The 25,430-nt window shown below is 40.6% G+C and carries 25 protein-coding genes; 21 read left to right on the forward strand and 4 right to left on the reverse strand.

What is annotated here, in order from left to right:
* From DXB92_RS13800 to glmS, 21 genes are all read left to right on the forward strand, one after another.
* A partial coding sequence (locus tag DXB92_RS13800) for a hypothetical protein (protein WP_181977048.1) occupies positions 1–429 on the forward strand: 429 nt, incomplete at its 5' end.
* Positions 430–1,549: 1,120 nt separating this feature from the next.
* Positions 1,550–3,208 (forward strand): phospho-sugar mutase, encoded by a 1,659-nt coding sequence (locus DXB92_RS11445; RefSeq protein WP_117733949.1) that lies wholly within the window; start codon positions 1,550–1,552, stop codon positions 3,206–3,208.
* A gap of 27 nt (positions 3,209–3,235) precedes the next feature.
* On the forward strand, positions 3,236–4,312 hold the full coding sequence (locus DXB92_RS11450) for a sugar phosphate nucleotidyltransferase (protein ID WP_117733950.1): 1,077 nt from the start codon (positions 3,236–3,238) through the stop codon (positions 4,310–4,312).
* Positions 4,309–5,238, forward strand: a complete 930-nt coding sequence (locus DXB92_RS11455) for a type I phosphomannose isomerase catalytic subunit (RefSeq protein WP_117733951.1) — start codon at positions 4,309–4,311, stop codon at positions 5,236–5,238. The genes DXB92_RS11450 and DXB92_RS11455 overlap by 4 nt, the downstream gene beginning before the upstream one ends.
* Positions 5,239–5,253: 15 nt before the next feature.
* Positions 5,254–6,288, forward strand: a complete 1,035-nt coding sequence (gmd, locus tag DXB92_RS11460; RefSeq protein WP_117733952.1) for a GDP-mannose 4,6-dehydratase — start codon at positions 5,254–5,256, stop codon at positions 6,286–6,288.
* Complete coding sequence (locus DXB92_RS11465) at positions 6,285–7,196, forward strand: GDP-mannose 4,6-dehydratase (RefSeq protein ID WP_117733953.1); 912 nt, start codon at positions 6,285–6,287, stop codon at positions 7,194–7,196. The genes gmd and DXB92_RS11465 overlap by 4 nt, the downstream gene beginning before the upstream one ends.
* A gap of 14 nt (positions 7,197–7,210) precedes the next feature.
* A complete protein-coding gene (locus DXB92_RS11470) occupies positions 7,211–7,954 on the forward strand; it encodes a WecB/TagA/CpsF family glycosyltransferase (protein ID WP_347512273.1) in 744 nt (247 codons plus the stop codon).
* A gap of 57 nt (positions 7,955–8,011) precedes the next feature.
* Complete coding sequence (locus DXB92_RS11475; RefSeq protein WP_117733954.1) at positions 8,012–9,133, forward strand: glycosyltransferase family 4 protein; 1,122 nt, start codon at positions 8,012–8,014, stop codon at positions 9,131–9,133.
* Between the two features lie 40 nt (positions 9,134–9,173).
* Complete coding sequence (locus DXB92_RS11480) at positions 9,174–10,064, forward strand: LicD family protein (protein ID WP_117733955.1); 891 nt, start codon at positions 9,174–9,176, stop codon at positions 10,062–10,064.
* Positions 10,065–10,093: 29 nt separating this feature from the next.
* Positions 10,094–10,810, forward strand: a complete 717-nt coding sequence (locus tag DXB92_RS11485) for an IspD/TarI family cytidylyltransferase (protein ID WP_117733956.1) — start codon at positions 10,094–10,096, stop codon at positions 10,808–10,810.
* Between the two features lie 5 nt (positions 10,811–10,815).
* Complete coding sequence (locus tag DXB92_RS11490) at positions 10,816–11,868, forward strand: NAD-dependent epimerase/dehydratase family protein (protein ID WP_117733957.1); 1,053 nt, start codon at positions 10,816–10,818, stop codon at positions 11,866–11,868.
* 13 nt (positions 11,869–11,881) lie between these two features.
* Positions 11,882–12,577, forward strand: a complete 696-nt coding sequence (locus tag DXB92_RS11495; protein ID WP_117733958.1) for an L-ribulose-5-phosphate 4-epimerase — start codon at positions 11,882–11,884, stop codon at positions 12,575–12,577.
* Between the two features lie 16 nt (positions 12,578–12,593).
* Entirely contained in the window at positions 12,594–13,703 is a 1,110-nt protein-coding gene (locus tag DXB92_RS11500; RefSeq protein WP_147330057.1) for a polysialyltransferase family glycosyltransferase, read from the forward strand.
* A gap of 1 nt (position 13,704) precedes the next feature.
* Positions 13,705–14,964 (forward strand): O-antigen ligase family protein, encoded by a 1,260-nt coding sequence (locus tag DXB92_RS11505; protein WP_117733960.1) that lies wholly within the window; start codon positions 13,705–13,707, stop codon positions 14,962–14,964.
* Positions 14,965–16,374 (forward strand): oligosaccharide flippase family protein, encoded by a 1,410-nt coding sequence (locus DXB92_RS11510; protein WP_117733961.1) that lies wholly within the window; start codon positions 14,965–14,967, stop codon positions 16,372–16,374.
* Between the two features lie 12 nt (positions 16,375–16,386).
* Complete coding sequence (locus DXB92_RS11515) at positions 16,387–17,019, forward strand: acetyltransferase (RefSeq protein WP_117733962.1); 633 nt, start codon at positions 16,387–16,389, stop codon at positions 17,017–17,019.
* 16 nt (positions 17,020–17,035) lie between these two features.
* Entirely contained in the window at positions 17,036–18,076 is a 1,041-nt protein-coding gene (neuB, locus tag DXB92_RS11520; protein WP_117733963.1) for an N-acetylneuraminate synthase, read from the forward strand.
* Positions 18,077–18,079: 3 nt separating this feature from the next.
* A complete protein-coding gene (locus DXB92_RS11525; RefSeq protein WP_117733964.1) occupies positions 18,080–18,778 on the forward strand; it encodes a GDSL-type esterase/lipase family protein in 699 nt (232 codons plus the stop codon).
* Complete coding sequence (locus tag DXB92_RS11530) at positions 18,775–19,452, forward strand: acylneuraminate cytidylyltransferase family protein (protein WP_117733965.1); 678 nt, start codon at positions 18,775–18,777, stop codon at positions 19,450–19,452. The genes DXB92_RS11525 and DXB92_RS11530 overlap by 4 nt, the downstream gene beginning before the upstream one ends.
* Before the next feature lie 5 nt (positions 19,453–19,457).
* On the forward strand, positions 19,458–20,612 hold the full coding sequence (gene neuC / locus DXB92_RS11535; RefSeq protein WP_242986661.1) for a UDP-N-acetylglucosamine 2-epimerase: 1,155 nt from the start codon (positions 19,458–19,460) through the stop codon (positions 20,610–20,612).
* Between the two features lie 100 nt (positions 20,613–20,712).
* Positions 20,713–22,551, forward strand: coding sequence for a glutamine--fructose-6-phosphate transaminase (isomerizing) (gene glmS, locus DXB92_RS11540; protein WP_117733967.1), 1,839 nt, complete (start codon positions 20,713–20,715; stop codon positions 22,549–22,551).
* Between the two features lie 264 nt (positions 22,552–22,815).
* On the opposite strand, the gene DXB92_RS14335 is transcribed toward glmS, so the two are convergent.
* The 4 genes from DXB92_RS14335 to DXB92_RS11560 all read right to left on the reverse strand — a co-directional run bounded on the left by DXB92_RS14335 (position 22,816) and on the right by DXB92_RS11560 (position 25,339).
* Positions 22,816–23,592: an IS66 family transposase gene (locus DXB92_RS14335; protein ID WP_181977049.1), complete on the reverse strand. Its 777-nt coding sequence runs from the start codon at positions 23,590–23,592 to the stop codon at positions 22,816–22,818.
* Positions 23,559–24,440 (reverse strand): transposase, encoded by an 882-nt coding sequence (locus DXB92_RS14340; protein WP_117733969.1) that lies wholly within the window; start codon positions 24,438–24,440, stop codon positions 23,559–23,561. Before DXB92_RS14340 ends, DXB92_RS14335 begins: the two co-directional genes overlap by 34 nt.
* Positions 24,441–24,584: 144 nt before the next feature.
* Entirely contained in the window at positions 24,585–24,941 is a 357-nt protein-coding gene (gene tnpB, locus DXB92_RS11555; RefSeq protein WP_117733970.1) for an IS66 family insertion sequence element accessory protein TnpB, read from the reverse strand.
* A complete protein-coding gene (locus DXB92_RS11560; RefSeq protein ID WP_117733971.1) occupies positions 24,935–25,339 on the reverse strand; it encodes a hypothetical protein in 405 nt (134 codons plus the stop codon). The genes tnpB and DXB92_RS11560 overlap by 7 nt, the downstream gene beginning before the upstream one ends.
* Between the last annotated feature and the right edge of the window lie 91 nt (positions 25,340–25,430).

Below are 25,430 nucleotides of genomic sequence, written 5' to 3' on the forward strand. Positions count from 1 at the left end.
AATACGGGATTTGAGCCGAGGTTGATCTCGGCTCATTTTTTTGCCCGCTGGTCTGGTTGGCGGTTACTAAAAAATGAATGCACTGATTTGGATCTATTGCATCAAAAAGTACAAGATTTCATTTATGATAATGATATCATCAATACCTCAGTCAGTTATTCAGAAACAGAAAACTACTATATAAACTTAAGGTTTTATCGCATTAGTAAACAGCTTCTTTTTGATTTCGAACAAATACCAGGGTTCGGAGGAGACGTCATCGAAAATCACAATGAAGATTTGATCGCAAGAGTTTCTATTTTTTCTGATTCTTCAGATCAATTATATTACAAGCTTTGGAATAAAACGGAGAATAATAAAGATGGCTATAATGATGTGATAGAAGAAAGGTCTTTTTGTGAAGCATTGCAGATATCACAAAATTCTTAAGGCAACACCGCACAAAGAGCGTCTGGCGACTTTGCACGCCATCTGCTTGCAAATTCTCCGTCATATTTCACAAAAATGCTCGTGAATACATCAAGTATTCACTCCGCTTTTTGTTTCATCTGACGAAAAATTTGACGACGCATCTGTCGCACAATCTTTGTGCGGTATTGCCTTAATGGAATAACGGTCAAAGCTTATTTATGAGAGTCATTTGAGAAATACCGCGAGAAAATAGATTTTGCTCTAAAAGATATCAACCACGGCAAGTCATTGACAATATCAACAGAAAAAGTCAAATTTTTTGTGCAATTTTTTTTGCTTTTCCAGATTTTTTGTCGATGGATTTGCTTGACACTTATCAGCGTGTGTGCTATAATTATACTATATAGTTGCTTATTTTATCATGGTAGATTAAGGTGTATTTGGATTTGTGATGCTGAAAAAATATCTGCTGATCATAGTAGAATTCAATCACTTTTTTCTGTTTGCGATAAACCTATGATTTATTATCCGGTGTTAATCCCGATACCTATGGGCATTCAAGATGTTCTGTCTGACACATAGATTTGAGAAACTTGAGACGAACGGCATTCAGTTAGCATTCACTTGCGGTATGAGTTCAACTGTTTCCGGATGGTTACAATGAAAACGGCTTTGGACTAATTCTATATTAGAGACAAGGCATTAAACCTAGATGTTTCAATTGATGGAAGTTCTTTAATCCAATATGTAAGACTTTTTATCTCTCATGATCTGGTTACCACTTTAGGATGTGTGCTTTATTTGGAATATGACCATTATTATAAACCAATATAAACCAATTGATTAGTGATCATTGATGAATTGATATGAATGGGGAAATGATTGCCGTGTTAATGGTGGAGCTTCTTAGGGAGTGCTTAGGGTTTAGTGGGCTTTTAGCATATCCGAAAACGTCGTTGGTGCGTTATATGCGAAAAACTAGGCAGGAAATGAAACTGTTGAAGTCCCAGCTTGGGGATACCGTATACACATAAATGAGGCTTGAAATGGCGATGAACGGGTATTTTACTCGTTTATTGCTTTATATAGTAATTGCCGTAAAAGCTATGATTATTATATTATAATAAGGAGTTTGGTAATGGATTATAAGGCGGAGTATAAAAGATGGCTTGAAAATGTTGCAGACACTGATTTGCAAAAAGAACTGCAGAACATGGATGAAAAAGCGATGGAAGACGCATTTTATCGTGATTTGGCATTTGGAACAGGTGGGCTGCGTGGTACAATTGGTGCTGGCACGAACCGAATGAATGTTTATACAGTTTCTAAGGCGAGCCAAGGGCTTGCGAGCTATCTAGGCTCTGCTACAAGCGTTGTTATAGGTTATGACAGCCGTATTAAGAGCGATGCTTTTGCAAAAGTTGCGGCTGGAGTATTTGCAGCAAACGGAATAAAAGTTCATATCTGGTCTGAACTTCTCCCTGTTCCTACTGTTAGCTATGCAGTAAGAGCATTAGGTGCTTCCGCTGGTATCATGATTACTGCAAGCCACAACCCCAGTAAGTATAACGGTTACAAAGTCTACGGAGCTGATGGTTGTCAGATTACAACAGAAGCTGCTGCAGCCATTCTTGCTGAGATTGAAAAGCTTGATATCTTTGCTGATGTTAAGAATTCCTCTTTTGAAGAAGATCTGCAATCCGGTATTATTGATTATATTGATGAATCTGTGCTCACCTCCTTTATCGAGGAAGTTAAAAAGCAGAGCGTTCTTTTCGGTGATGAGATTAACAGAGATGTTGCTATTGTATATAGTCCTTTGAATGGCACTGGTTTAAAGCCGGTTACCAGAGTGCTAGAAGAAAGTGGGTTCACAAATATAACTGTTGTTGAAGAACAGCGTAACCCAGATGGCAATTTCCCGACTTGTCCTTTCCCGAATCCAGAGATGAGAGAAGCAATGGATCTCGGACTTCAGTATTGTGAAAAGACGGGTGCTGATTTACTCCTCGCCACTGATCCCGATGCAGACCGTTGCGGTATTGCGGTGAAAACATTATCTGGTGAATATCAGTTGATGTCGGGTAATGAGGTTGGTCTCCTTCTTCTTGATTATATTTGTGCTCAGAGAATCAAGCACAATCAAATGCCAGAGCATCCTGTGTTTGTGAAAACTGTCGTTACAATGGATCTTGCAGAGAAGATTGCAGAGCATTATGGACTTGAGACTGTCAATGTTCTGACTGGCTTCAAGTTCATTGGTGAAGTCATCGGCAAATTGGAAGCACAAGGCAGAGAAAAGGACTATGTTTGCGGCTTTGAGGAATCCTATGGTTATTTGACAGGTTCTTATGTGCGTGATAAGGATGCGGTCAATGCTGCTTTTATTATCTGTGAGATGTTTGCGTTTTACAAGACTAGAGATATCAGTTTGAGTGAAAAGCTTGATGAACTCTTTAATACTTATGGTTTCTGCCTAAATACGCTTCGGTTCTATGAGTTTGGTGGTTCTGCCGGAATGGTAAAGATGCAGGAAATAATGGCAGATTTCCATCGTGGAGTGGATAATTTCGCAGGTCAGAAGGTAGTTAAGACTCTGGACTACAGCAAGGGTCTTGACGGACTTCCAGCTTCGGATGTTCTAAAATTCTATACTGAATCTGGCTCTGTTGTTATCCGTCCTTCCGGTACTGAACCGAAGGTTAAAGCATACATCAGTGTAACAGCGAAAAATAGAAGTGAAGCAGAAAAGATTGAAGAATCAATCGGTGCCGAGCTTGCTGAAAGAATAAAGTAAGTCATTACATAGTAAGAGGAGAAGTTTATGAATCATTATGGAGTAATCATGGCAGGCGGTGGCGGAACTCGTTTTTGGCCGCTATCAAGACAAAAGACACCAAAGCAGTTACTGAATCTTTCCGGCAAGGACTTAATGGTCAATGAGGCAGTAGAACGTATTGCTACCGTTATCGGAAAGAGCAATATTTTTATTGTAACAGCTGATGTGCAAGCTCCTGCGATGATTACTGCTACACTTGGCAAAGTGTTCCCAATGAATATTCTTGCAGAACCTGCAGCTCGAAATACAGCGGCGTGCATTGGCTATGCTGCAATGGAAATATATCGCAAGTACGGTGACGGTGTTATGATTATTACGCCTGCTGACCATTACATTGAAAATGTACCTGCTCTGACAGAGATTTTCAAGACAGCTATTCTTACCGCTGAAGAGCAGGATAAATTTGTTACTATTGGCTTGAAGCCGACATTCCCGTCTACCGGATTCGGTTACATAAAGTATGATGCTACAGTTTCGGATGCAGTAAAGCCTGTTATCGAGTTTAAGGAAAAGCCTGATGAAGAAACTGCTAAGAGGTATATTGAGAGCGGGCATTATGCTTGGAACAGCGGTATGTTTATTTGGAAAGCTTCACTCATCTTGAAAAAACTGAAAGAATACGTTCCTGATATCTATGCTGATTTGAAGAAGCTTGGTGATGCGATGAACACACCAGCCGAACAGGAAGTGCTGAATGAAGTTTATCCAAATATACGTAAGATCTCAATAGATTATGCTGTGATGGAGCCTAGTGCAGCTAAAGGTGATGTACTTGTTATTCCTGGTGATTGTGGCTGGAATGATGTCGGAAGTTGGGATATGATGGATGTGCTTCACACGCCTAATGAGGATGGAAATATCCTGCTTGGTGATGTGGTTGCAATTGACTCTAAGGATTCTGTTATTTATTCATCCGGCAAGACTGTAACTGCGGTTGATGTTGAAGGACTTGTTATTGTTGAAACACCGGATGCTATCATGGTTTGTAAGAAAGATAGGGCGCAGAATGTCAAGAAAATAGTCGATGCTCTCAGCGAGACAGGCAGAAAGGAATTGCTATGAGCATAGATCCAATAGTTAAACTTTCTCCTGCATTTAAAGACTATCTGTGGGGCGGTACAAAGCTCAGAGACATCTATCATAAACCATGTGATTTTGATATCATCGCAGAAAGCTGGGAATTATCAGCTCATCCTGACGGAACAAGCATAGTAGCTGGCGGTCAGTGCGAAGGAATGCTTTTCACTGAATATCTTGAAAAGATAGGATTATCAGCTCTCGGAACGAAATATGATGCAAATAAAGACTTTCCGCTTCTTATTAAACTCATTGATGCGAAACAGAATCTTTCAGTGCAAGTTCACCCTGATGATACATACGCATTGCGACATGAAAATGGCTACGGAAAGACTGAAATGTGGTATGTCATAGATACAGAACCTGGTGCTGGTCTCTATGTTGGTTTTAACAGAGATGTTAGCAGGGAGGAAGTTGCGCAGAGAATCAAGGATAACACTGTTATGGAAGTGCTTGACTTTCACCCAACCAAGCCAGGCGATGTATTCTTCATTCCGGCTGGTACAGTTCATGCAATCGGCGCTGGAAATCTGATCTGCGAAATTCAGCAGAGCAGCAACAGTACATATAGACTGTATGACTATGACAGACGTGATAAGTTCGGTAATCCGAGAGAACTTCATCTTGAAAAGGCTCTTGATGTGTTGAATTATCGCAAATATGAGCCAAAATCATTTGACGGAAAGGTAAGTTGCAAATACTTTAATGTTTCTTTTGTGGATGTGCAAGAACAGCAGCAAATTCCGCTATCAGATGACAGTTTCTATTCGATCACCTGCATCAAGGGCTCAGGTACTCTTATGCTGGGCGAGGCAATGCCCATCAATTCAGGCGAAACGGTATTTATTCCTGCAACTGATGCTATTATGAGTGTTGAAGGAAATGTATCGCTCGTAATAACTAAAATGTAAAAGGAGAAAACACTAATGAAGAAGGCACTTATTACAGGTATTACAGGACAGGACGGATCGTATCTTGCAGAGTTGCTGCTTGAAAAGGGTTATGAGGTTCATGGCATCATCCGAAGAGCATCTGTTTCTACAACATCCCGTATTGATCATATCCTCGATAAGCTGATCATTCATGAGGGTGATCTCTCCGATTCTTCCAGCATTATTCGTATCGTGCTTCAGGTAAAACCTGATGAGATCTACAACCTTGCAGCTCAGAGTCATGTTCAGGTTTCTTTTGATGCTGCTGAGTACACGGGTGATGTCGATGCAATCGGCGTTTTGAGAATTCTTGAGGCTGTACATACTGCTGGTCTGGACAAGACTTGTCGTGTATACCAAGCTTCTACTTCAGAACTTTACGGTAAGGTTGAGGAAGTTCCGCAGAACGAGAATACGCCGTTCCACCCGTATAGCCCATATGCTGTTGCAAAGCAGTACGGCTTTTGGATGATTAGACAATACCGCGAGGCTTATGGCATTTTCGCCTGCAATGGTATTCTATTCAACCACGAGTCTGAGCGCCGTGGAGACAATTTTGTTACTCGTAAGATCACACTTGCGGCAGGACGTATTGCTTGCGGTCTCCAGGATCATTTGGAGCTTGGCAATCTCGATTCTCTGCGTGACTGGGGTTATGCAAAGGATTATGTGGAGTGTATGTGGCTGATTCTTCAGCAGGACGAGCCGGATGACTATGTAATTGCGACTGGCGTTCAGCACACTGTTCGTGAGTTCACTACCCTCGCATTCAAAAACGATGGCATTGAACTTGAATGGAAGGGCGAAGGTTTGGACGAAAAGGGCTATGACAAGAAGACTGGTAAGATGCTCGTTTGTGTAAATCCTAAGTGGTATCGTCCAACTGATGTTGTTAATCTTTGGGGTGATCCTACTAAGGCCAAGACTAAGCTGGGATGGAATCCCCAGAAGACTAGCTATGAACAGCTTTGTGCTATCATGGCAGAACATGATCTCCAGCTTGCGAAAAAAGAGGCTGAAAGCAAGTGATAGCTTTGATTACAGGTAGCGCTGGTTTTTACGGAAAGCACCTAAGCGATGAACTTGAAGAAAATGGATATGAGGTGATTCGCTGCGATTTGAAAGCAGAAGGCGATATCATTTCAATGGACGTTATGAATTCGGATATGGTGCTGGATATTATATCTCAGCACCGTCCGGATGTTTTAGTTAATATGGCTGGGCAGGCAAATGTTGGACTTTCATGGAAGAAACCGCAGCTCACTGTACACCTTAACACTATCGGATTGATTAATATACTGGAAGCAGTAAAAACTGTGAATCCGAAAATGAGAGTGATTGCAATTGGTTCTTCTGATGAGTATGGAAATCTAAAAGAACGTGGGGCTAATGTGGTAGAAGAAATACCAGTTAGCCCTATGACACCATATGCAATTTCCAAGCAAGCACAGGAGCAATTTGCACAGCTTTACAATATGAACTATGGTATGAATGTCTGCATGGTTCGGCAGTTTAATCTTGGCGGTGCAGGTCAGGCTAAGGGATTTATGCTCTCTGATTTTGCGTCCGGAATCGTTGAGATTGAACGAGGGCGGAGAGGATATCTTTCTGTTGGCAATCTTGAAAGTGCAAGAGATTTTACTCATGTGAATGATGCTTGTCGTGCAATCCGGTTGATTGCTGAAAAAGGTCATTCCGGAGAAGTTTATAATATTTGTTCTGGTGTTACCTATACTGCTCAACAAATATTGATTAAGATGATTGGTATGGCAAAAGCTGCGATTGAGGTCCATCAAGATCCGTCAAGAATGCGTCCGAGTGATACACCTGTTGTTTGTGGAAATCATGATAAATTAACTGTACACACAGGTTGGTGTACAGAAATAGGAATAGACGAAATAATTAAAGATACTCTTAATTTTTGGAGAGGGCAATAGGTTGGAGATAACATATGAGGATGAAATTTCTAAATACACATATTGATAATCTTACTATGAATGAGGCAATCAAGGAAATAGACTGTCTAATAAAAGCAAATAGTCATTCCTATGTTGTCACCCCCAATATGGATCATATTGTTCTACTTGAAAAGGATCAATTGTTTAAAAAGGTTTATGAAAATGCAGCTTTAGTTCTTACAGACGGTAAGCCGCTGTTGTGGATTGCGAAGTGGAAAGGCACTCCTATCAAGGAAAAGGTGTCTGGATCGGATCTGTTTCCAAAAATGTGTCAGTTAGCCGCCAAAAGAGGATACAGGATATTTATACTTGGTGCAGCTGAAGGTGTAGCAGAAAGAGCTGCAAATAATCTGAAAGAAAAATACCCAAGACTTCAGATATCTGGGACATATTCTCCCCCACTTGGATTTGAAACGGATGAGTCTGAAGTCGATAAAATCATTGATATGATTAACGCTGCAAAAACGGATGTTCTTGCTGTATCGCTTGGATCTCCCAAGGGCGAAAAGTTCTTGTATCACATTCAAAATCGGCTTAATGCAGCCTTATCCATTTCAATCGGGGCTACAATTGATTTTGAGGCTGGTAATGTCAAGCGAGCACCAAAATGGATGGCAGACCACGGGCTAGAATGGCTGTTTCGTATTACACAGGATCCTGGAAGATTGATAAAAAGATACTGGAATGATGCAGTGTCGATTGTTCCAATAATATTTAAATATAAAAATGATAGTTGATAGAAAATTACTGAATCTTTTTAAAGAACTTTATTAGATTGAAAGGCGTATCAAAGTATGAAGTTGATTTATCTGTATACGAATTTAAATTGGTATAGATTGTCACTCTTCAAAAGTATCTCAAAAATAATGGACGTTCATGTTGTTATTTTGAATGGATATGAAGTTGGGTATCAAGGGGTTGAATACAAACCGGATTATCAAGGGCTAAATATTACATTCCTATCGGAAGAAGATAGTCATTTTTCAAAATTAACCTCAATTCTTGATCAAGAGAATTTTGATGGAATTGTTGTTCCTTCCATGAATAGTGCTTTCTATCTTGATCTCACAACACGTTTAAGCCATTACTATCATAAAAAGGGCAAAACGGTTCTTTATTTTTGGGAGTATTGGCCCATGGATGTAGGAAAAGAATCAATCAGCAAGTGGTTTAAACAGCAGATTAGACATATTTATACGAGACTGAATCGAAGGTCAATCGATTATTTTATAACTCCTAGCATGAATACATATTCGTTCTATCAGAGAATGAATATCCCTTCTGAAAAGTTAATTCGCTGTTGTAATGTCAGTGAAGTGGAGGAATGCGAGGCAGATATACAGATAATTCGCAATGAATTAGGAATTCCTAATGACCATAAGATTGTTTTATTCTTTGGTAGACTTGAATCCTATAAGGGTGCAGCAGAACTAATTACTTGTTTTAGCAAACTTCAAAATCAAAAGTGGCATTTGTTAATTTGTGGACCAGGTTCTGAAACAGTTCAACCTTTGGCGAATAATGCTCCCAATATTCATTTTGTAGGGAGTGTCAAGCCAGAAAACCGCGCTATGTATTACTCTGCGGCGAATCTTTTTGTTCTGGCAAATACGTACAAGGGAAAAGTTGAGCCTTGGGGTTTAACGGTCAACGAGGCTATGTCGTTTTCATTGCCTATTCTTGCAACAAATGCGACCGGAAGTGCAATTGATTTGGTTTTTTCGGGCATCAATGGTTATGTTATTGATGCAAGTAAATTAGAAAAAGAATTGCCATATTATATAGAAAAAATACTCAGTGATGATGAGCTTGAAAAAATATTTGGCAAGAATTCTAAGATGATAATATCGAATTATACATTCGATCACATGGCGGAAGCGTTCAAAGCTGCAGTAGAAAAAGGCTTGATTCAATAGTATATCTCTTTTGACAGTTTCATAAGAAAAGGGTGATATTATGGGCATGATCAATCAAATAAAAAGACTTGATGCAAAAAAATCGGGGTTGCATGTAGTTGATGATAATGAGCTTACAAAGTTGAAAGCGACCTTACTAGATATGCTGAAGGATTTGATTGACGTATTTGATACAAATGATATACAGTGGAGTTTATCGGGAGGAAGTATCATTGGTGCTGTTCGGCATCACGGTTTTATTCCTTGGGATGATGATATTGATCTTTTTATGACTAGAAAAAACTTCGAGAAGTTTAAGAAGATATTTAACCAACAGCTTGGAGGTAAATACAGGTTGAGACTTCCTGGAGATGATGGTTATATTCTTCATTTTCCAACGATTGAAAAGTTAGGTACCAAGATAAAGCCTGTTCAATCAGCAGAGGGAACACAAGGATTGTTTATTGATATTTTTATTCTTGAAAATGCACCTGATAACGCAGTATTGCGAATGCTGCATGGGCTGCGTTCAACAGCGTATCTTGCAATTGACAGTTTTGTTCGTACAGAGGCATGTAAGAAAAATTTGTTGAAGTGTGGGGCAAGCAGCCCTGAATTAATTAAGGCAGTGAAACTTAGGTGCAGACTAAGCAAAATATTTCAGTTTCGCAAAATGGAAAAATGGATGTTTTTGAGTGACAAATGCTTTTCGTCTGTGAAGAACGATCATTCAGAATACGTCGTTTGTCCAAGTGGTGGGGCTCACTATTTTGGAGAGATATTTAAGCGAGAATATCTGGAAAAAACCATAAAGACAGATTTTGAAGATATAAAGGCGAATATTCCTTGTAACTCAGATTATTATCTTACGAAAAGATATGGTGCAGATTACATGACAATTCCTCAAGATGCTGCTAAAGAAAGACACACTTATATTGAATTTGAATTATGACAATGAGGAATGAATAAGGAGATAAAACTATGGCTAATATCGGACTTTTAATCGCCGGCGGTTCCGGCAACAGAATGCATCAAGACATTCCTAAACAGTTCATTACAGTACATGAGCGACCGGTTATTGTGTACACCCTTGAGGCGTTTCAGAATCATCCGGAAATTGATGCAATCGCAGTTGTCTGCATTGAGGGGTGGGAGCAGGTGCTTTGGGCTTATGCAAAGCAGTTCAACATTACGAAACTCAAGTATGTCGTTCCAGGCGGCAAAAATGGACAGGATTCTATCCGTAACGGTGTATATGAACTTGAAAAGCATTTTGATAAGGACGATATTGTTTTGATTCATGATGCCATTCGCCCGATGGTTTCTGCTGAAATTATCTCTGATTGTATCAGCAAGACCAAGAAATATGGAAATGCAATTACAGTCATTCCATGCGCAGAAGCTATGATGCAAACAGAGGACGGCAAGGTGTCCACCGGCAGCTATCCGAGAGATAATTTGAAAAGAACACAGACTCCGCAAGGATTCACAATCGGAAAGATTTGTGATCTCCACAGAAGAGCACTTGAAGCAGGAATTACAAATTCCGTTGCTTCCTGTACGCTTATGATTGAGATGGGTGAGCAGGTTTATTTTTCAGCAGGCTCTGAGAAGAATATCAAACTGACAACTGTTGAGGATATTGATATTTTCAAAGCACTGTTGAAAGCGAAACGTTCTGATTGGTTAAAGGATTAAGATATATGAATTTCTATAAAAGTAAAAGCTATAAAAAGGATATAGAGATTGCTGTGACAGCGAGCATAGGGATTGAGAAGCTGTTTGGTTCATCAGTACTAATTGCAGGTGGTTCAGGTCTGATTGGTTCTTTTATCGCTGATATGCTGCTTTGGGCAAATTCTAATATGAATGCGAACATTACAGTATATGCAATGGATCTGAGTGCCGAGAGATTGGCTATAAGATATGCAGGAATCGAAACGGATAAGCTTCATCTAGTTGAACATAATGTAAATGAATTACCAGGTTTTAGCTTCGATGTAGACTATATAATTCACGCAGCAAGTCCTGCGTTTCCGGCGGCATTTAACAGTGATCCTGTAGGAACTGTGATGAGTAATATACTTGGTACAAAGCAGCTTCTTGATTATGGCAAGGTTCACGGAGCAAAGCGTATGCTTTATATCTCATCGGGTGAGGTTTACGGACAGGGTAACCTCAGCCTTGAATCCTTTGATGAGACCTATGCAGGTTATGTAGATCCTACTTCTGCACGTTCATGCTATCCCAACGGAAAGAGAGCGGCAGAGACCCTTTGTGTATCATACACTAAGCAGTACGAACTTGATACGGTTATAGTTCGCCCGAGCCATACTTACGGACCGACTGTCACAAAAGTGGATAACCGTGCAAATGCACAGTTTGTAAATAAGGGGCTTGCAGGAGAGAATATTGTACTGAACAGTGCCGGGAATCAGATGCGCTCCTATACGTATCTTGCTGATTCTGCTTCTGCAATATTATCGGTGCTGACAAGTGGCGAGAGCGGGAATGCATATAATATTGCCAATTCTCAGTCGAGAACCACAATTGCAGGATTTGCAAAGGAAGTTGCCGCTCAGACAGGGACAAGAGTTATCTTTGCTGACCCTGATGAGATTGCTAAAGCAGAAATGACTCCGATCGCCAAGCAAGTACTCAACAGTAAAAAACTAGAAGCACTTGGTTGGCAGGGGCAGTTTACAGTTGAAGAGGGTATTCGTCATACCCTCGATATCATGAGAGAGCTTGATTAACGGAGAGGATACTATGCTCGAAAAACTTAAAGAAGAAGTTTGTGCAGCAAATCTGGAGCTTGTTGCCAGAGGTGTTGTTATCTATACATGGGGCAATGTCAGCGGAATTGACAGAGAAAAGGGCCTTGTTATCATAAAGCCTTCTGGTGTGGATTACGATGGTATGCATCCGGAAGATATGGTTGTTGTAGATTTGCAAACTGGCCAGACGGTAGAAGGCAAGTGGAAACCCTCCTCTGATACCAAAACACATCTGGAGATTTATAGAGAGTTCCCTGAGATTGGCGGAATAACGCATACGCACTCTGTGAATGCAGTAGCTTATGCGCAAGCTGGGGTTGATATTCCTGCACTTGGAACAACTCATGCAGATTATTTCTATGGGGCAATTCCCTGTACTCGAGAGCTTACAAAAGAAGAAGTCGATGAAGATTATGAGCTGAATACCGGGAAGGTTATTGTAGAAACAATCAATCAGCGAGAAATCAAGCCACTTGCTGTTCCGGGAATTGTTGTGAAGAATCATGGTCCGTTCGCTTGGGGAAAGGATGCAACAGCTTCTGTATACCATGCAGTGGTTATGGAAAAGGTTGCTGAGATGGATTTGAAGACGTTGCTGATTAATCCATCAGCGAGGATGCAGCAGTATATTTTGGATAAGCATTATATGAGAAAACATGGTCCGAATGCTTATTATGGGCAACGATAGATGTGGGGGTGTCTAATTGAAGTATGCTATATTTTGTAACACCCCATATCAACTTTTTGTAGCAAGCTGCTTCGTATATGGTAATTGTAGTTCAATTGATAGTGTTGATTTATATGTGGATATCGATAATGTTCCACAGAATTTAGAGATTGTCGAGCGAATGGTTAACGATCAAGTACTTCTAAACATTTATTACCTCAGAAGAGTTATTCAGCATCAAAATCAAATTAATAAGTATCTATATAAAGTTAGAAGCTATTTGCAACCACGTTGGATATTAAAAAAAAGTATGGTTGAACCGGAGCTCAAACGAACAGATTATTATGATGCTGTATTAGTATCTCATTTTGGTGCAATGGCTCAGTGGTTTATTTATTCTTTTCCGTGTGCTCATATTTACTTATATGAGGATGGTTTAGGAACATATTTAAGAAGTAATAATTCAACCCTGACATCTAATATTGATCGTTTTTTTTCAAAATTGACAGGTCGTGGAGCAGATAAAATATATCCTGAGAAAGTACTATTGTTCTGTCCTGATTTTTATGAAGGAATCTACCAGAATAAAGTAGAAAAGGTAGCGGGGATTTATGAGAATCCTGAAATGGAAATGCTGATTCGTCAGATATTCCCACAAGAAGATGCATCTATATATTGTGAATATACTTTCATTTACCTTGGACAACCGGGCGATGATTATAATAAGACGAGAATGATAAAAACTTTAGAATGTGAGAAATCCATTGTGCAGGTTCTTGAAAATACACTAAAAGAGAATGTATTGGTTCGACCTCATCCAAGACAAGATGTATCGCTTTATGAAAACTTAAATATGGATATGCGAGGCATTTCGTGGGAACTATCTTGTGTAAATCAACTTAGTGAAAAATCAATTCTTATCGGTAGATATTCAACAGCCCAGTTTACTCCTAAAATCTTATACGGAAAAGAACCAATACTGATTTTCACAAATATGATATATCCTCCGGAAGATGAGGCAAGGAGTAAAAATATTGATGATGTTATTAACAGGCTTATCCGAATCTACTCAGATAAAAGTAAAATCTATTGCCCGAGGACGATAGAAGAATTTGAAAAATTGTTGTTGGAATTGAGGATAAGATAATATGATTAAGTTGCCAATTAGTTTCCGGGTAGGGAAGCGTATTGATTTGATGGATTATTTGGGAATAATATGCTTAATTCCGTTCTTTCAGCCAGGATGTATTGATAGCTTTATATTGTATGGCATAAATACAACTTTTTTTACTTTACTGGGAAAGTTCTTTACCGCATTAAGGATGCTGATTTCAATATTTACAATTTTTATATTTTTGTTAAATATTAATCGAATAAAGAAAAGAACCAATAAATGGGTCTTTACGTTACTATTACTCAATGTGCTGTTGGTTGCTCTTTCTGGTCTTATAAATTCAGCAAGAATCACTGTCATGTTATCTTATCTATATGATGTAGGAGTTTTGTGTCTCTTTGAATTGTTGATATACCGTAGAAAAAATTTTTTTCTGAATGCAATAATATACTTGTTTGGGGCATTGAGTTGGATCGGTGCTATATCGGTTATTCTGTTTCCAAACGGTTTCAATCACGCACATGATATACATAATGCGATATATTTTTTGGGAAGCAAAAATGCTTCTATAAATGTTTATATAGTCTTCTTGATGTCACTATGGGGAAAATCAATATATGAGGGAAAAGAACTTCCAAGCCGAAGTATAATATATCTTGCGGTTTTCTTCTTGACGGGAGTGATGATGGGTTCTGGGTCAACAATTGTTTGTGTGTTAGGTTTGACGTGCATTTTCGTGAATTACAGAATTCTTAGGGGGAAAATTGTTATTTCACCCATTATTCCTTTTTCAATAGTAATAATAATAGTTGTTATTATATATCTAGGTAGTAGTTTTCAGTTCATTCTTGATGTCTTGGAGTGGATAGGGAGAGATACGACGTTCAGTGGTCGAACTACACTTTGGAAACAAGCGATTAAATACTATAATCAGAACATTTTATTTGGTTCAGGAATGGATATTGTATACAGAAATTTCAGTGGCACTATCCAGTACAGTGCCCATAGTCAGTTTTTAGATCGATTGGCGAAGTATGGTCTTATTCCGTTTTTGGCTTTTTGTGCTTCTATTCTTTATATGGAAAAACAACTTGTCTTTTCCAAAGGAAAAAAAATAAGCTCTATGCTTGGTTTGTTTATAGCATTATATATTTTAAGAATGGGATTTGATGTGTATAGCTTATACTATATCTTTACCATTGCATATCTTTGCAATGTTCTTGTAGGAAATAAAGACGACAAAATGAGTAATAATATGAGTAGCTTAATTTCGCTTTTAGGAGTTGAACCATAAATGGGTAATAATCGCAAAGCTTTAAAATCAGGAATATGGTACACAGCAGCGAATTTCCTTACAAAAAGTATTGGAATCATCACAACTCCTATTTTCACACGGTTGCTCACAAAAAATGAGATGGGTGCATATGGAAACTACACCTCTTGGCTTGCTGTTATGACCATTCTTATCACCTTTACACTTGAAAGCACATTTATCAGTGCAAAATATGAATATGAGCAAGAATTTGATTCGTATGTAAGCACAATGATGTTATTTAGTGGAGTTTCGGCTGCAATATGGTTCATGTTGTTTAATTTATTTTCAGAATTTGCTACCGAAAAGATGCATATTGACATCACGTATATAAATTGTATGTGTTTATACTTGTTATTTCTACCTGTTGTCAATTTATTTCAGGCTAAGGAGCGATACCGTTTTGGATACAAGAAATCTGTATTGATAAGTTGTCTAATTGCAGTAGGAACAGCGTTTGTAACAGTGTTGATGGTTGTTACAATGCAGGATAAATTGGCGGGTAGAATATGGGGAAGCGCACTTCCGACAATTTTTATTGGAATTGTGCTTGCAATCATGTTGTTGAAGGCTGGACATAAGTTCAAATTTGATTATATCAAGTATGCAATCCCAATTTGCTTGCCGTTTATTCCTCACCTTTTATCAATGACATTTTTAAATTCTCTTGATAAGATGATGATCACTGATATTCGAGGTGAAGAAGAAAATGCCCTATACACAATTGCTTATCAGTGTAGTTCTGTTGTTACGATTCTTGTGACTTCATTAAACACAGCATTTGCTCCATGGTTAGGTGAAAAACTTCATGAAGATGCTTTTAATGAAATTAGAGCGTTTTCAAAAAAATATGTGTTGATATTCCTTTATTTTGCTTTAGGAATTATGCTGATTTCACCAGATATTATGATGATTATGGGCGGTAAGCCCTACATGGAGGCAAAATATGTTATGCCTCCGGTTATGCTGGGATGTGTGTGTCAGTTCGTCTACACTATGTATGTGAATGTGGAGCAATTCAAAAAGAAAACAGTAGGTATGGCGATAGCGAGTGCATCTGCTGCAATCATTAATTATGTTTTGAACTATTTATTGATTCCAAAGTTCGGGTATATTTCTGCTGCTTATACAACACTTTTCAGCTTTATATGGTTGCTTGGCATACACATGCTCTTGGTTCGATATTTGGGTTATAGTAAAACATATCCGAACAAGTTTATTCTTAGCGCGGTTGGCTTGGCAGTAGTTATTACGGTTGGAATAAATGCTCTTTATTCACATACCATTATACGCTACATTATTATATTCATATATACTTGTATGCTGATTTTTGCGATAATTCACTTTAAGGATCAGCTAATAAAATTGTTCAAGAGAAAGGCATCTAAATAGAAGGGGGTTAACATGGAACGGCTTATTATTATCGGTGCAGGTGGTTATGCAAAGTCTGTTTTGGATTCCATTGATTATTATAATTATAGAATCACAGGCTTTCTTGATGAAAACATTGAAAAATCTGAGCATTTAGGTTATCCGATTGTTGCCAGAAGTTTGGATGAAATTGAAGAACGAGAGAAATATTTCTATTTCATAGCGATCGGCAATAATATGAGACGAAAAGTCTGGTATGACAGATTAAAGGAAAGAAAACTACGCTTAATCAATGTTGTTGACAAGTCTGCTATAATATCGCCGCAGGCTAAAATTGGAACCGGATGTTTCTTTGGTAAATTTTCCGTTGTTAATGCCGGAGCAACTGTTCATAATGATTGTATCATCAACACCAGAGCACTTGTTGAACATGGCTGCGAGGTTTTTTCTCATGTAAATATCAGCACCAATGCTGTAATCAACGGTGATGTGAAAGTTGGAGAAGGTACCTTTGTCGGAAGTTGTTCCGTGACAATTGGACAGCTTCAGATTGGAGAATGGTCTACGATTGGGGCAGGTGCAGTTGTTACGAAAAATATTGACAGCGGTGTAACAGCCGCAGGTGTTCCTGCCAGAGTGATAAGTAAGAATACTATGCTTGGATGAGATGAGGAGTATAATCATGAAAAAAATATATATTATCGCTGAAATAGGCTGTAACCACAATGGGGACAAAGAGCTTGCACGTCGAATGGTGCTGGAAGCCAAGAAGTGTGGTGTAGACGGCGTGAAATTCCAAACTTTTAAGGCTGATGCACTGATCTCCAAATATGCTCCGAAAGCAGAGTATCAGAAGGTCACAACCGGAACATCCGATTCTCAGTTAGAAATGACTCGGAAACTCGAATTATCGCAGCAAGATTATCTTGAACTTCGTGATTATGCGTTGTCCTTGGGCTTGGATGTATTTTCTACACCCTTTGATCTGGATTCTATTGCATTCCTGGCTGAGTCCGGACAGCATGTTTGGAAGATTCCCTCCGGAGAGATAACAAATCGTCCTTATCTTGAAAAAATATCACAGATCCGATGTGAAAATAAAAGGATAATTCTTTCAACTGGCATGGCGCTGATTGAAGAGGTTCAGGCTTGCCTGGGGGTTCTTCTTGAAGCAGGGGCTAAAAAAGAAGAAATAACTATTCTGCATTGCAATACAGAATATCCAACACCGGATTGTGATGTAAATGTACTTGCAATCAGCGATCTTCATAAACATTTTCCGGAGTACAGCATTGGTTTTTCTGATCATTCTGTAGGCAGCGTAGCGGCAGTTATCGCTACTGCATTGGATATTGTGATGATAGAGAAGCATTTTACTCTGGATAAGAATTTCCCTGGTCCGGATCATAAGGCATCTGCAACACCGGCAGAACTGAAGGAGATTGTAGACAATGTTCGCAGGGCAGAAGCTATGCTTGGTAGTAGTACGAAGATAGTATCAGAATCCGAACGTAAAAATAAAATTGTGGCAAGAAAATCTATCATTGCCAAATGCTCCATCAAAAAAGGTGAAGTGTTTTCAGAAGAAAACTTGACATGTAAACGACCAGGAAACGGCATTAGTCCTATGGAATGGTATCATGTTCTCGGCATGACAGCAGAGCGGGATTTTGAAGCGGATGAACTGATTGAGCGTACCGGATTTGCGTGGCAGGATGCATAAAATATGCGACAGCAATATTATGCTTTTTATCCGTTTTCGGTAAGCGATGAACATGCAAAACAGGATCCCGTTCTTTATGATATTCTGAAAAAGAAATCAGAAAACCGACCTCGTGTCTTAAGGATGATTGACCAAATCATCTCCAATAAAAACGCTGTTTTCACGGCATCGAATGACCAAAAACAAATCTGTTTCATTGGACATTCTCAGCTTGACCAATGGAGTATTGATGAAATCGGCGGCTATCATGTTAGAAATTGCGGAGTATCCGGAATATCTAGCTATGAGTATGATGAGAAAATTCTTCAAACCGAACTGCTTAGATGTGAGGATGATGCGTTTCTTGTCATGCATGGAACGAACGATATTGTATGGGACGACACGATAGCTGAAATTATAGATAGTATTCAAGCTTCAATCCGTTATATTCGCTTAAGAAATGAATCAGCCCCCATTCTTTTTCTTGCATGTATGCATGTAAATGGGCGAATCGATAGAAGCAATACACGGATTGATGTGTTGAATGCAGCATTACAGAAGCGGCTTGCAGACTCAGTGGTCTGGATAGATACATCATTTATGGATGATGAAAACGGAAATCTGAGGCAACAATACACTACGGATGGTCTTCATTTAACAAATACAGGTTATCAAATATTGCAAGCTGAAATCGAAGTGAAAATGAGGAAATTAGATTTATGAAAAAAATTGCAATCATCCCGGCGCGTTCTGGATCAAAGGGACTAAAAGACAAGAACATCATTGATTTGTGTGGAAAACCACTGTTAGCTTATTCGATTGAGGCTGCTGTTCAAAGCGGATGCTTTGATCGTATTATAGTTTCTACTGACTCCAAGAGATATGGAGAAATTGCTGTTCAGTACGGAGCAGAATTTATGGAACGCAGCGACTCATTATCAAATGACACTGCCACGACATTTATGGTGATCGAGGATGTTTTAAGCCGCATTTCAGATCCTATTGACTATTTTGTATTGCTACAACCGACATCTCCGATGCGAACAGCCAAGCATGTGAGAGAAGCATTGGAACAATTTGAGCAGCATTATTTGGATTTTGATTTTCTGGTATCTGTGAAGGAGGCAGAACATGCCTCAGTTCTAGTGAAACCCATTGCAGAGGATGGAAGTCTGAAATTTTTTGATACTGATTTTTCTAATTACAGACGACAGGGTTATATGGATTATAGTCCAAATGGTGCGATATTTATCGCAAAGCCTTCTGCCTATCTCAAGCAGAAGCATTTCTTTGGTGCTCATTCGCTTGCATATAAGATGAATCGGATTGACTCTGTAGATATTGATGATAGGATTGACTATGAATTAGCTAAGATTCTGATGAAGGAAAGAAGTTGATGGTTATGCATAAAGTAGCATTTGTAACAGGCTCACGTGCCGATTACGGTATCATGCGAAATTATCTGAAACTGATGCATGAGGATGAGACTTTCGATCTCAAAATCCTTGCGACAGGAGCTTTGCTTGACAACACCTATGGTCATCAGGTAGACTTGATCTATCAGGATGGTTTTGATGTGGCTGTTGAGATTCCGATTGATCTTGATTCCTCTTCAAATTGCACCATACTACATTCTATGTCGATTGCTTTAGATTGTTTTGCGGACTATTTTTCAAAGGTAAGTTATGATTTGTTGATTATCTTGGGAGATCGTTTTGAAATGCTCCCGGTTGCAATAGCGGCATCTATGCAGAAAATTCCAATTCTTCATGTGCATGGAGGGGAGGCAACCTTTGCAAACTATGATGAGTTCATCCGCCATGCAATTACGAAGATGAGTCTGTTTCATTTCACCTCAACTGAAGAATACAGACGGCGTGTCATTCAACTTGGAGAGGATCCGGAGCGCGTGTTTAATCTGGGCGCACTGGGTGCAGAAAATTGTCTCTATATTGATGAAAAGAATGTTCCACAGGAAATAATAGACTTACCGGAAAAGCAATATTTTGTTGTGCTGTTTCATCCTGAAACATTAACGACCAGTTCGGAAGCAGAACAAGTTACAGAGCTTCTTTCAGCAATATGCCGTAAATCTACGTACAAATATGTGTTTATTGGTTCAAATGCGGATACAAATTCTAACATTATCCGGGATAAAATTAAAAAGTATGTTGAGGAGCATGATAATGCAGATTATTATGAAAACCTGCATACCGATGCCTATCATTATCTTGTGAAGCATTCAGTTTGTTTAATTGGTAATTCCTCGTCAGGAATTATTGAAGCTCCCAGTCTTGGAGTGTACACAATCAATATTGGCAAAAGACAGGATGGCAGAGTGAGAGGAAACAGCATTATTGATGTGGAATGTGATGCTAAAAAAATAGAAGATGCGATGGCTCATGTTCTCACAATTAAAGGCAATGCATTCCCTATTAATCCGTATTATCAGGAAAACTCTGCACAGAAATACTATAAGGCAACTCAGACAATTTTGTCTAAATTATTACGAATTTACGGACAAAAGCCAAAGATCTTCTACGATATTTCTTTTTAAGATTATTTAGTAGATATAATATGTTTGATAATAATCAATCTCTGATTGAACGGATTGATAGATAAAGCTATTCTATTGTTAAAATCTGGAGGATTATTTCATGTGTGGAATTGTAGGATTCACAGGAACAAAACCAGCAGCCCCAATCCTTCTGGACGGACTTGCAAAACTTGAATACAGAGGCTATGACTCTGCCGGTATTGCTGTTCGCGATGGCGAAAAGGAAGCAGAGGTCATCAAGGAAAAAGGCAAGCTCAAAGTCCTTGCCGAAATGACCAATCATGGCAAGGCGGTTAAGGGCACCTGCGGCATCGGTCATACACGCTGGGCGACGCACGGTGAGCCGTCTGCAATCAATGCACATCCGCATTCTTCTGATGACGGCAACGTGATTGCAGTACATAACGGTATCATCGAGAATTATCAGGAACAGCGTGAAAAGCTCATCAAGAAGGGCTACACGTTCAAATCTCAAACCGACACAGAAGTCGCTGTCAAGCTCATTGACTATTATTACAAGAAGTATTCCCAGCAGCCGATCGAGGCGATTGCCCGTGCAATGGTTCGCATTCGTGGCTCGTATGCACTCTGTGTCATGTTCAAGGACTTCCCTGGCGAGATCTACTGTGCCCGAAAAGACAGCCCGATGATCATCGGTATCGCAGATGGTGAGTCTTATGTTGCTTCAGACGTTCCTGCCATTCTCAAATATACCCGCAATGTTTACTACATCGGCAACATGGAGATTGCCAAACTCGAAAAGGGTAATGTTACATTCTATAACATTGATTCCGAGGTCATAGAAAAGCCGCTTACGGAAATCAAGTGGGATGCAGAATCTGCCGAAAAGGGTGGCTACGAGCACTTCATGCTCAAGGAGATTCACGAGCAGCCGAAGGTGATTCGTGACACCATCAATTCTGTGGTGAAGGACGGCGTTGTTCACTTCGATACCGTTAACCTTACGGATGAGGAGATGAAGACACTCGACCAGGTGTATATCATCGCCTGCGGCTCGGCATATCATGTTGGTATGGACTTGCAGTATGTGATTGAGAGCCTGACCAGTCTATCGGTTCGTGTGGAGCTTGCATCGGAGTTCCGCTATCGTGATATGACGCTGAAAAAGAACAGCATGGTCATTGTGATCAGCCAGTCCGGTGAAACTGCGGACACGCTTGCGGCACTGCGCATGGCAAAGGACAAAGGCGTCAAGACGCTCGGCATCGTCAATGTGGTAGGCTCGTCTATTGCGAGAGAAGCGGACAATGTGTTCTACACGCTGGCAGGTCCGGAGATCTCCGTTGCGACCACAAAGGCGTATAGCTGTCAGCTTGTTGCAGGGTACTTATTGGCTCTCCAGTTTGCGAAGGCGAGAAGCGAGATTGAAGATGCACGCTATAACGAGCTTCTTGTAGAGATCAACACGATTCCTGAAAAGGTCGAGAAGATCCTTGAAGACAAGGAACGCCTCCAGTGGTATTCCAATAAGCTTATCAATATCTCCGATGCATTTTTCATCGGTCGTGGTATCGACTATGCGATCGGCATGGAGGGCAGTCTGAAGCTCAAGGAGATCAGCTATATTCACTCCGAGGCATATGCGGCAGGCGAGCTGAAACACGGCCCGATCAGCCTGATCGAGGATGGGACGGTTGTGCTCTCTGTGGTGACACAAGAGAAGCTGGTAGAGAAAACAATCAGCAATATGGTCGAGGTCAAGAGCCGGGGTGCAAGGGTCATGGCTGTTACAACTGCAGGAAATTATTTCCTTGAAGATACGGCGGAGTTTGTGTGCTATGTGCCGCAGATTGAGCCGCTGTTTGCAGGAAGCTTGAGTGTGATTCCGCTCCAGCTCATTAGCTACTATGTGAGTGTCGGTAAGGGGTATGATGTGGATAAGCCCAGGAATTTGGCGAAATCGGTGACGGTGGAGTAACAGTTTGACAAGATCGTAGAAAAGTGGTATACTAATAAATGAAATAAATCAGCCCAAAGAATCGGTAGCATTATGATCCTTTGGGCTTGATTACTATGAATTCAGGTAACCGCCAACCGGACCAGCGGGCAAAAAAATGAGCCGAGATCAACCTCGGCTCAAATCCCGTATTCGGTTCATCACAATGAATTGCAGTGAGTTACTGTGAATTACTGTGCGGTGAAATACTGTCAGTTACTATGAAATACTGTGGATGAGAAGCTGTCACTTAACCTCAGCCATGTTTTCAACGATCTGATGATATGTTCTGTGGCAGGTTTCAGGCAGAGTAGCACTCCACGGCATAATGCTGTCAAGCTGTTCTTCTGAAGGTGTTTTGCCCCATGAAGGGAGAACAAGCATCAGATAGGAGAGATAACCAAACACATTCAGTCCGTTTCGCTTGGCTGTTTCGATCACGCTCATGAAGAGAGCACTCGCATCTGCACCCTTATCCGTCGCAGAAAAGAGAAAATTCTTACGGTCGATCACAAAAGGCTTAACGGTGTGTTCTGCAAGATTATTTGTCATTTCCACTTCGGGATGATCTAAAAACAAAAGGAGCTTGTCTTTCTGATTCAGGGCATAGGTGACCGCCGCGCCAAGGTGTGAACCTTTGCTCGGTCTGAGTGTTCCGATGAAGCTGTAGAACTCCTCAATGATTGGTCTTACCTCTTTCTGCCGCATCTCCAATATCTTTTCCGGCGGGACGTTTGCTTTTCTTGCTTCACGCTCCAAGGCAAATACTCTGTCGATGATCTCGACAGCTTTTGCCGCTTTGCTGTTTTTATCATTTTCAGGTATGCTGTCCACAAACTTGCGGCGAGCGTGCGACCAGCAGCCTGCGTGCAGATATTCTCCCGAACCATAAGACCCCAGCCCATCGGTCTGCACGATACCGTCATAACTGCCGAGAAGTTCCTCCGCAGTCACCTTTGAACGGCTGTCCCGATAGGTATAGATCGCGATCAGAAGCTTTGCTGACGCTCCTGTGCAGACCACCCATATCTGTCCCAGCTTCCATGTATTTTCAGGACACGCAGCGTAGTCTCATCAGCGTTCAGGACGGGTTCGAGGTAAGCATACTTCCAGAAGTGCTTCACAACAGGTATAAGCCATTCTGAACTTTTGATGATCCAGTTTGCAAGTGATGTGCGGTTTAGGTAGATGCCCTGCATCTTGAAGTGCTGTTCCATACGGTAAAGCGGTTCACCAAGCAGATATTTCGCCTCAGCGATATATGCGATCATTTCTGCTTCCGGCAGACCTCTCGGAATGACAGGCACAGGCGTCAGATTCGGAGCCTTCACAATATTCGCCTTATCTCCGTGCTTATCGCAGTGTTCACATTTGTAGACCTCACGAAAGTATGTGATCTTAAAGATCTTCGCAGGGATAATGCAGAGCCGTGTGGTGATGTATTCTTTTGAAAACGGCACGAGCTTACTGCCGCAAACAGCACATTTTCTCTGATCTTCGGGAAGTGTATGCACGATCTCTTTCGTTTCAAGATCACCACGCAGTTCATTTCTTCCCCGATGCTTTCCGGTTTTCTTCGATTTTTTTGTGATGGAATCCTCGGTAGGCTCAGCGGCAGAAAGATTTGACAATTCTTCCGCTTCGTTGAACACATTACCATCCAGATTCATTTGTCCGTTGCAGATGAATTTCGATTTCTCGCTTTTCTGTCCGAAGAGCATCTTGTTCCGTTTGAGTATCTGCTCTTCCAGATGCTCGATGTGAAGAGCCTGATCTTCGTTCGATTTTTTCAGCTCATCATTTTCTTTTTCAAGCTCAGAGCACTTCTGCACAGCGGCTTCATATGCTGCTTTCAGTTCTTCGTATGTCATAGCAAAAGCACTCCCTTCCCTGAATTTCCGGACGTTTCATGACACTCTGATTATACCATAATCTGTCCGATCTTTCAAGAAAAAGAGTGCCATTGAAGCATAGAAATATTGTCCACATTACTGTATATTTTCATCGTGGAAAAGTCAGCATATATCCACACCGCCGGCTACTTTTTTGATTGCCTTTGGTTGGTCGATCGACAGTCCCTGCGTGAGCCAGATGAATTGTTCACGGGTAATATTCCTGACCTCCTGTTCATTGCACGGCCAGGAGAATTTCCCGTCTTCAAGACGTTTATACAACAGTAAAAAACCGTCATCCTCCCACAGAAGCACCTTCATACGATCTCTGTGCCTGCCGCAGAACAGAAATGCGCTGCTTGCGAACAGGTCAAGCTGAAACTGCTGCTGTACAAGTGCCGCAAGTCCGTCAATGGACTTCCGCATATCCGTATGTCCGCAGACGATGTAGATATTGTCAGCAGTCAGGTCTTTCAGCATTCTTTCAGACCTCTCAGCAGCGTGAGCAGAAGCCTCTCGGATATATCTGCTGGCATTTCGACCTCGATCCCGTCTTTACGGACGATCATCTTTTGTGGGACAGCCGGTTCAGGTTTCCCAGGTTCAGCGCTGTCCGCAACACATTGTGTCTGCACCGCAGCTGTCGTGCAGGTGACGCTTTGAAAAACACTCAGCGGTACGATCTGCTGCAAAGGCAATTCCGCTCGTTTCAGCAGTTCTTTTCTCACCACATTCAGGCGTGAGTAGTATGTGTGCTGACTGATCCCCTTTTCCTTGCACCACGCTGTTACGGTCATACCGCTGCTTTGGCATTCCTGTATCTGCTCTGCCCACTCCCTGTGACGAAGCTCGGTTTTTACTTCTCTGATCGTTGGCATATTCTCAGCTCCTTTCGGGGTAAATCCCTTTGGAACTATTTTATCGCTTTTTTAGTGCCGAATCAACGTTTGGGTCTGGTTGGCGGTTACA

The sequence above is a fragment of the Ruminococcus sp. OM06-36AC genome (assembly GCF_003438725.1).
Classification (GTDB): domain Bacteria; phylum Bacillota; class Clostridia; order Oscillospirales; family Ruminococcaceae; genus Ruminococcus_C; species Ruminococcus_C callidus.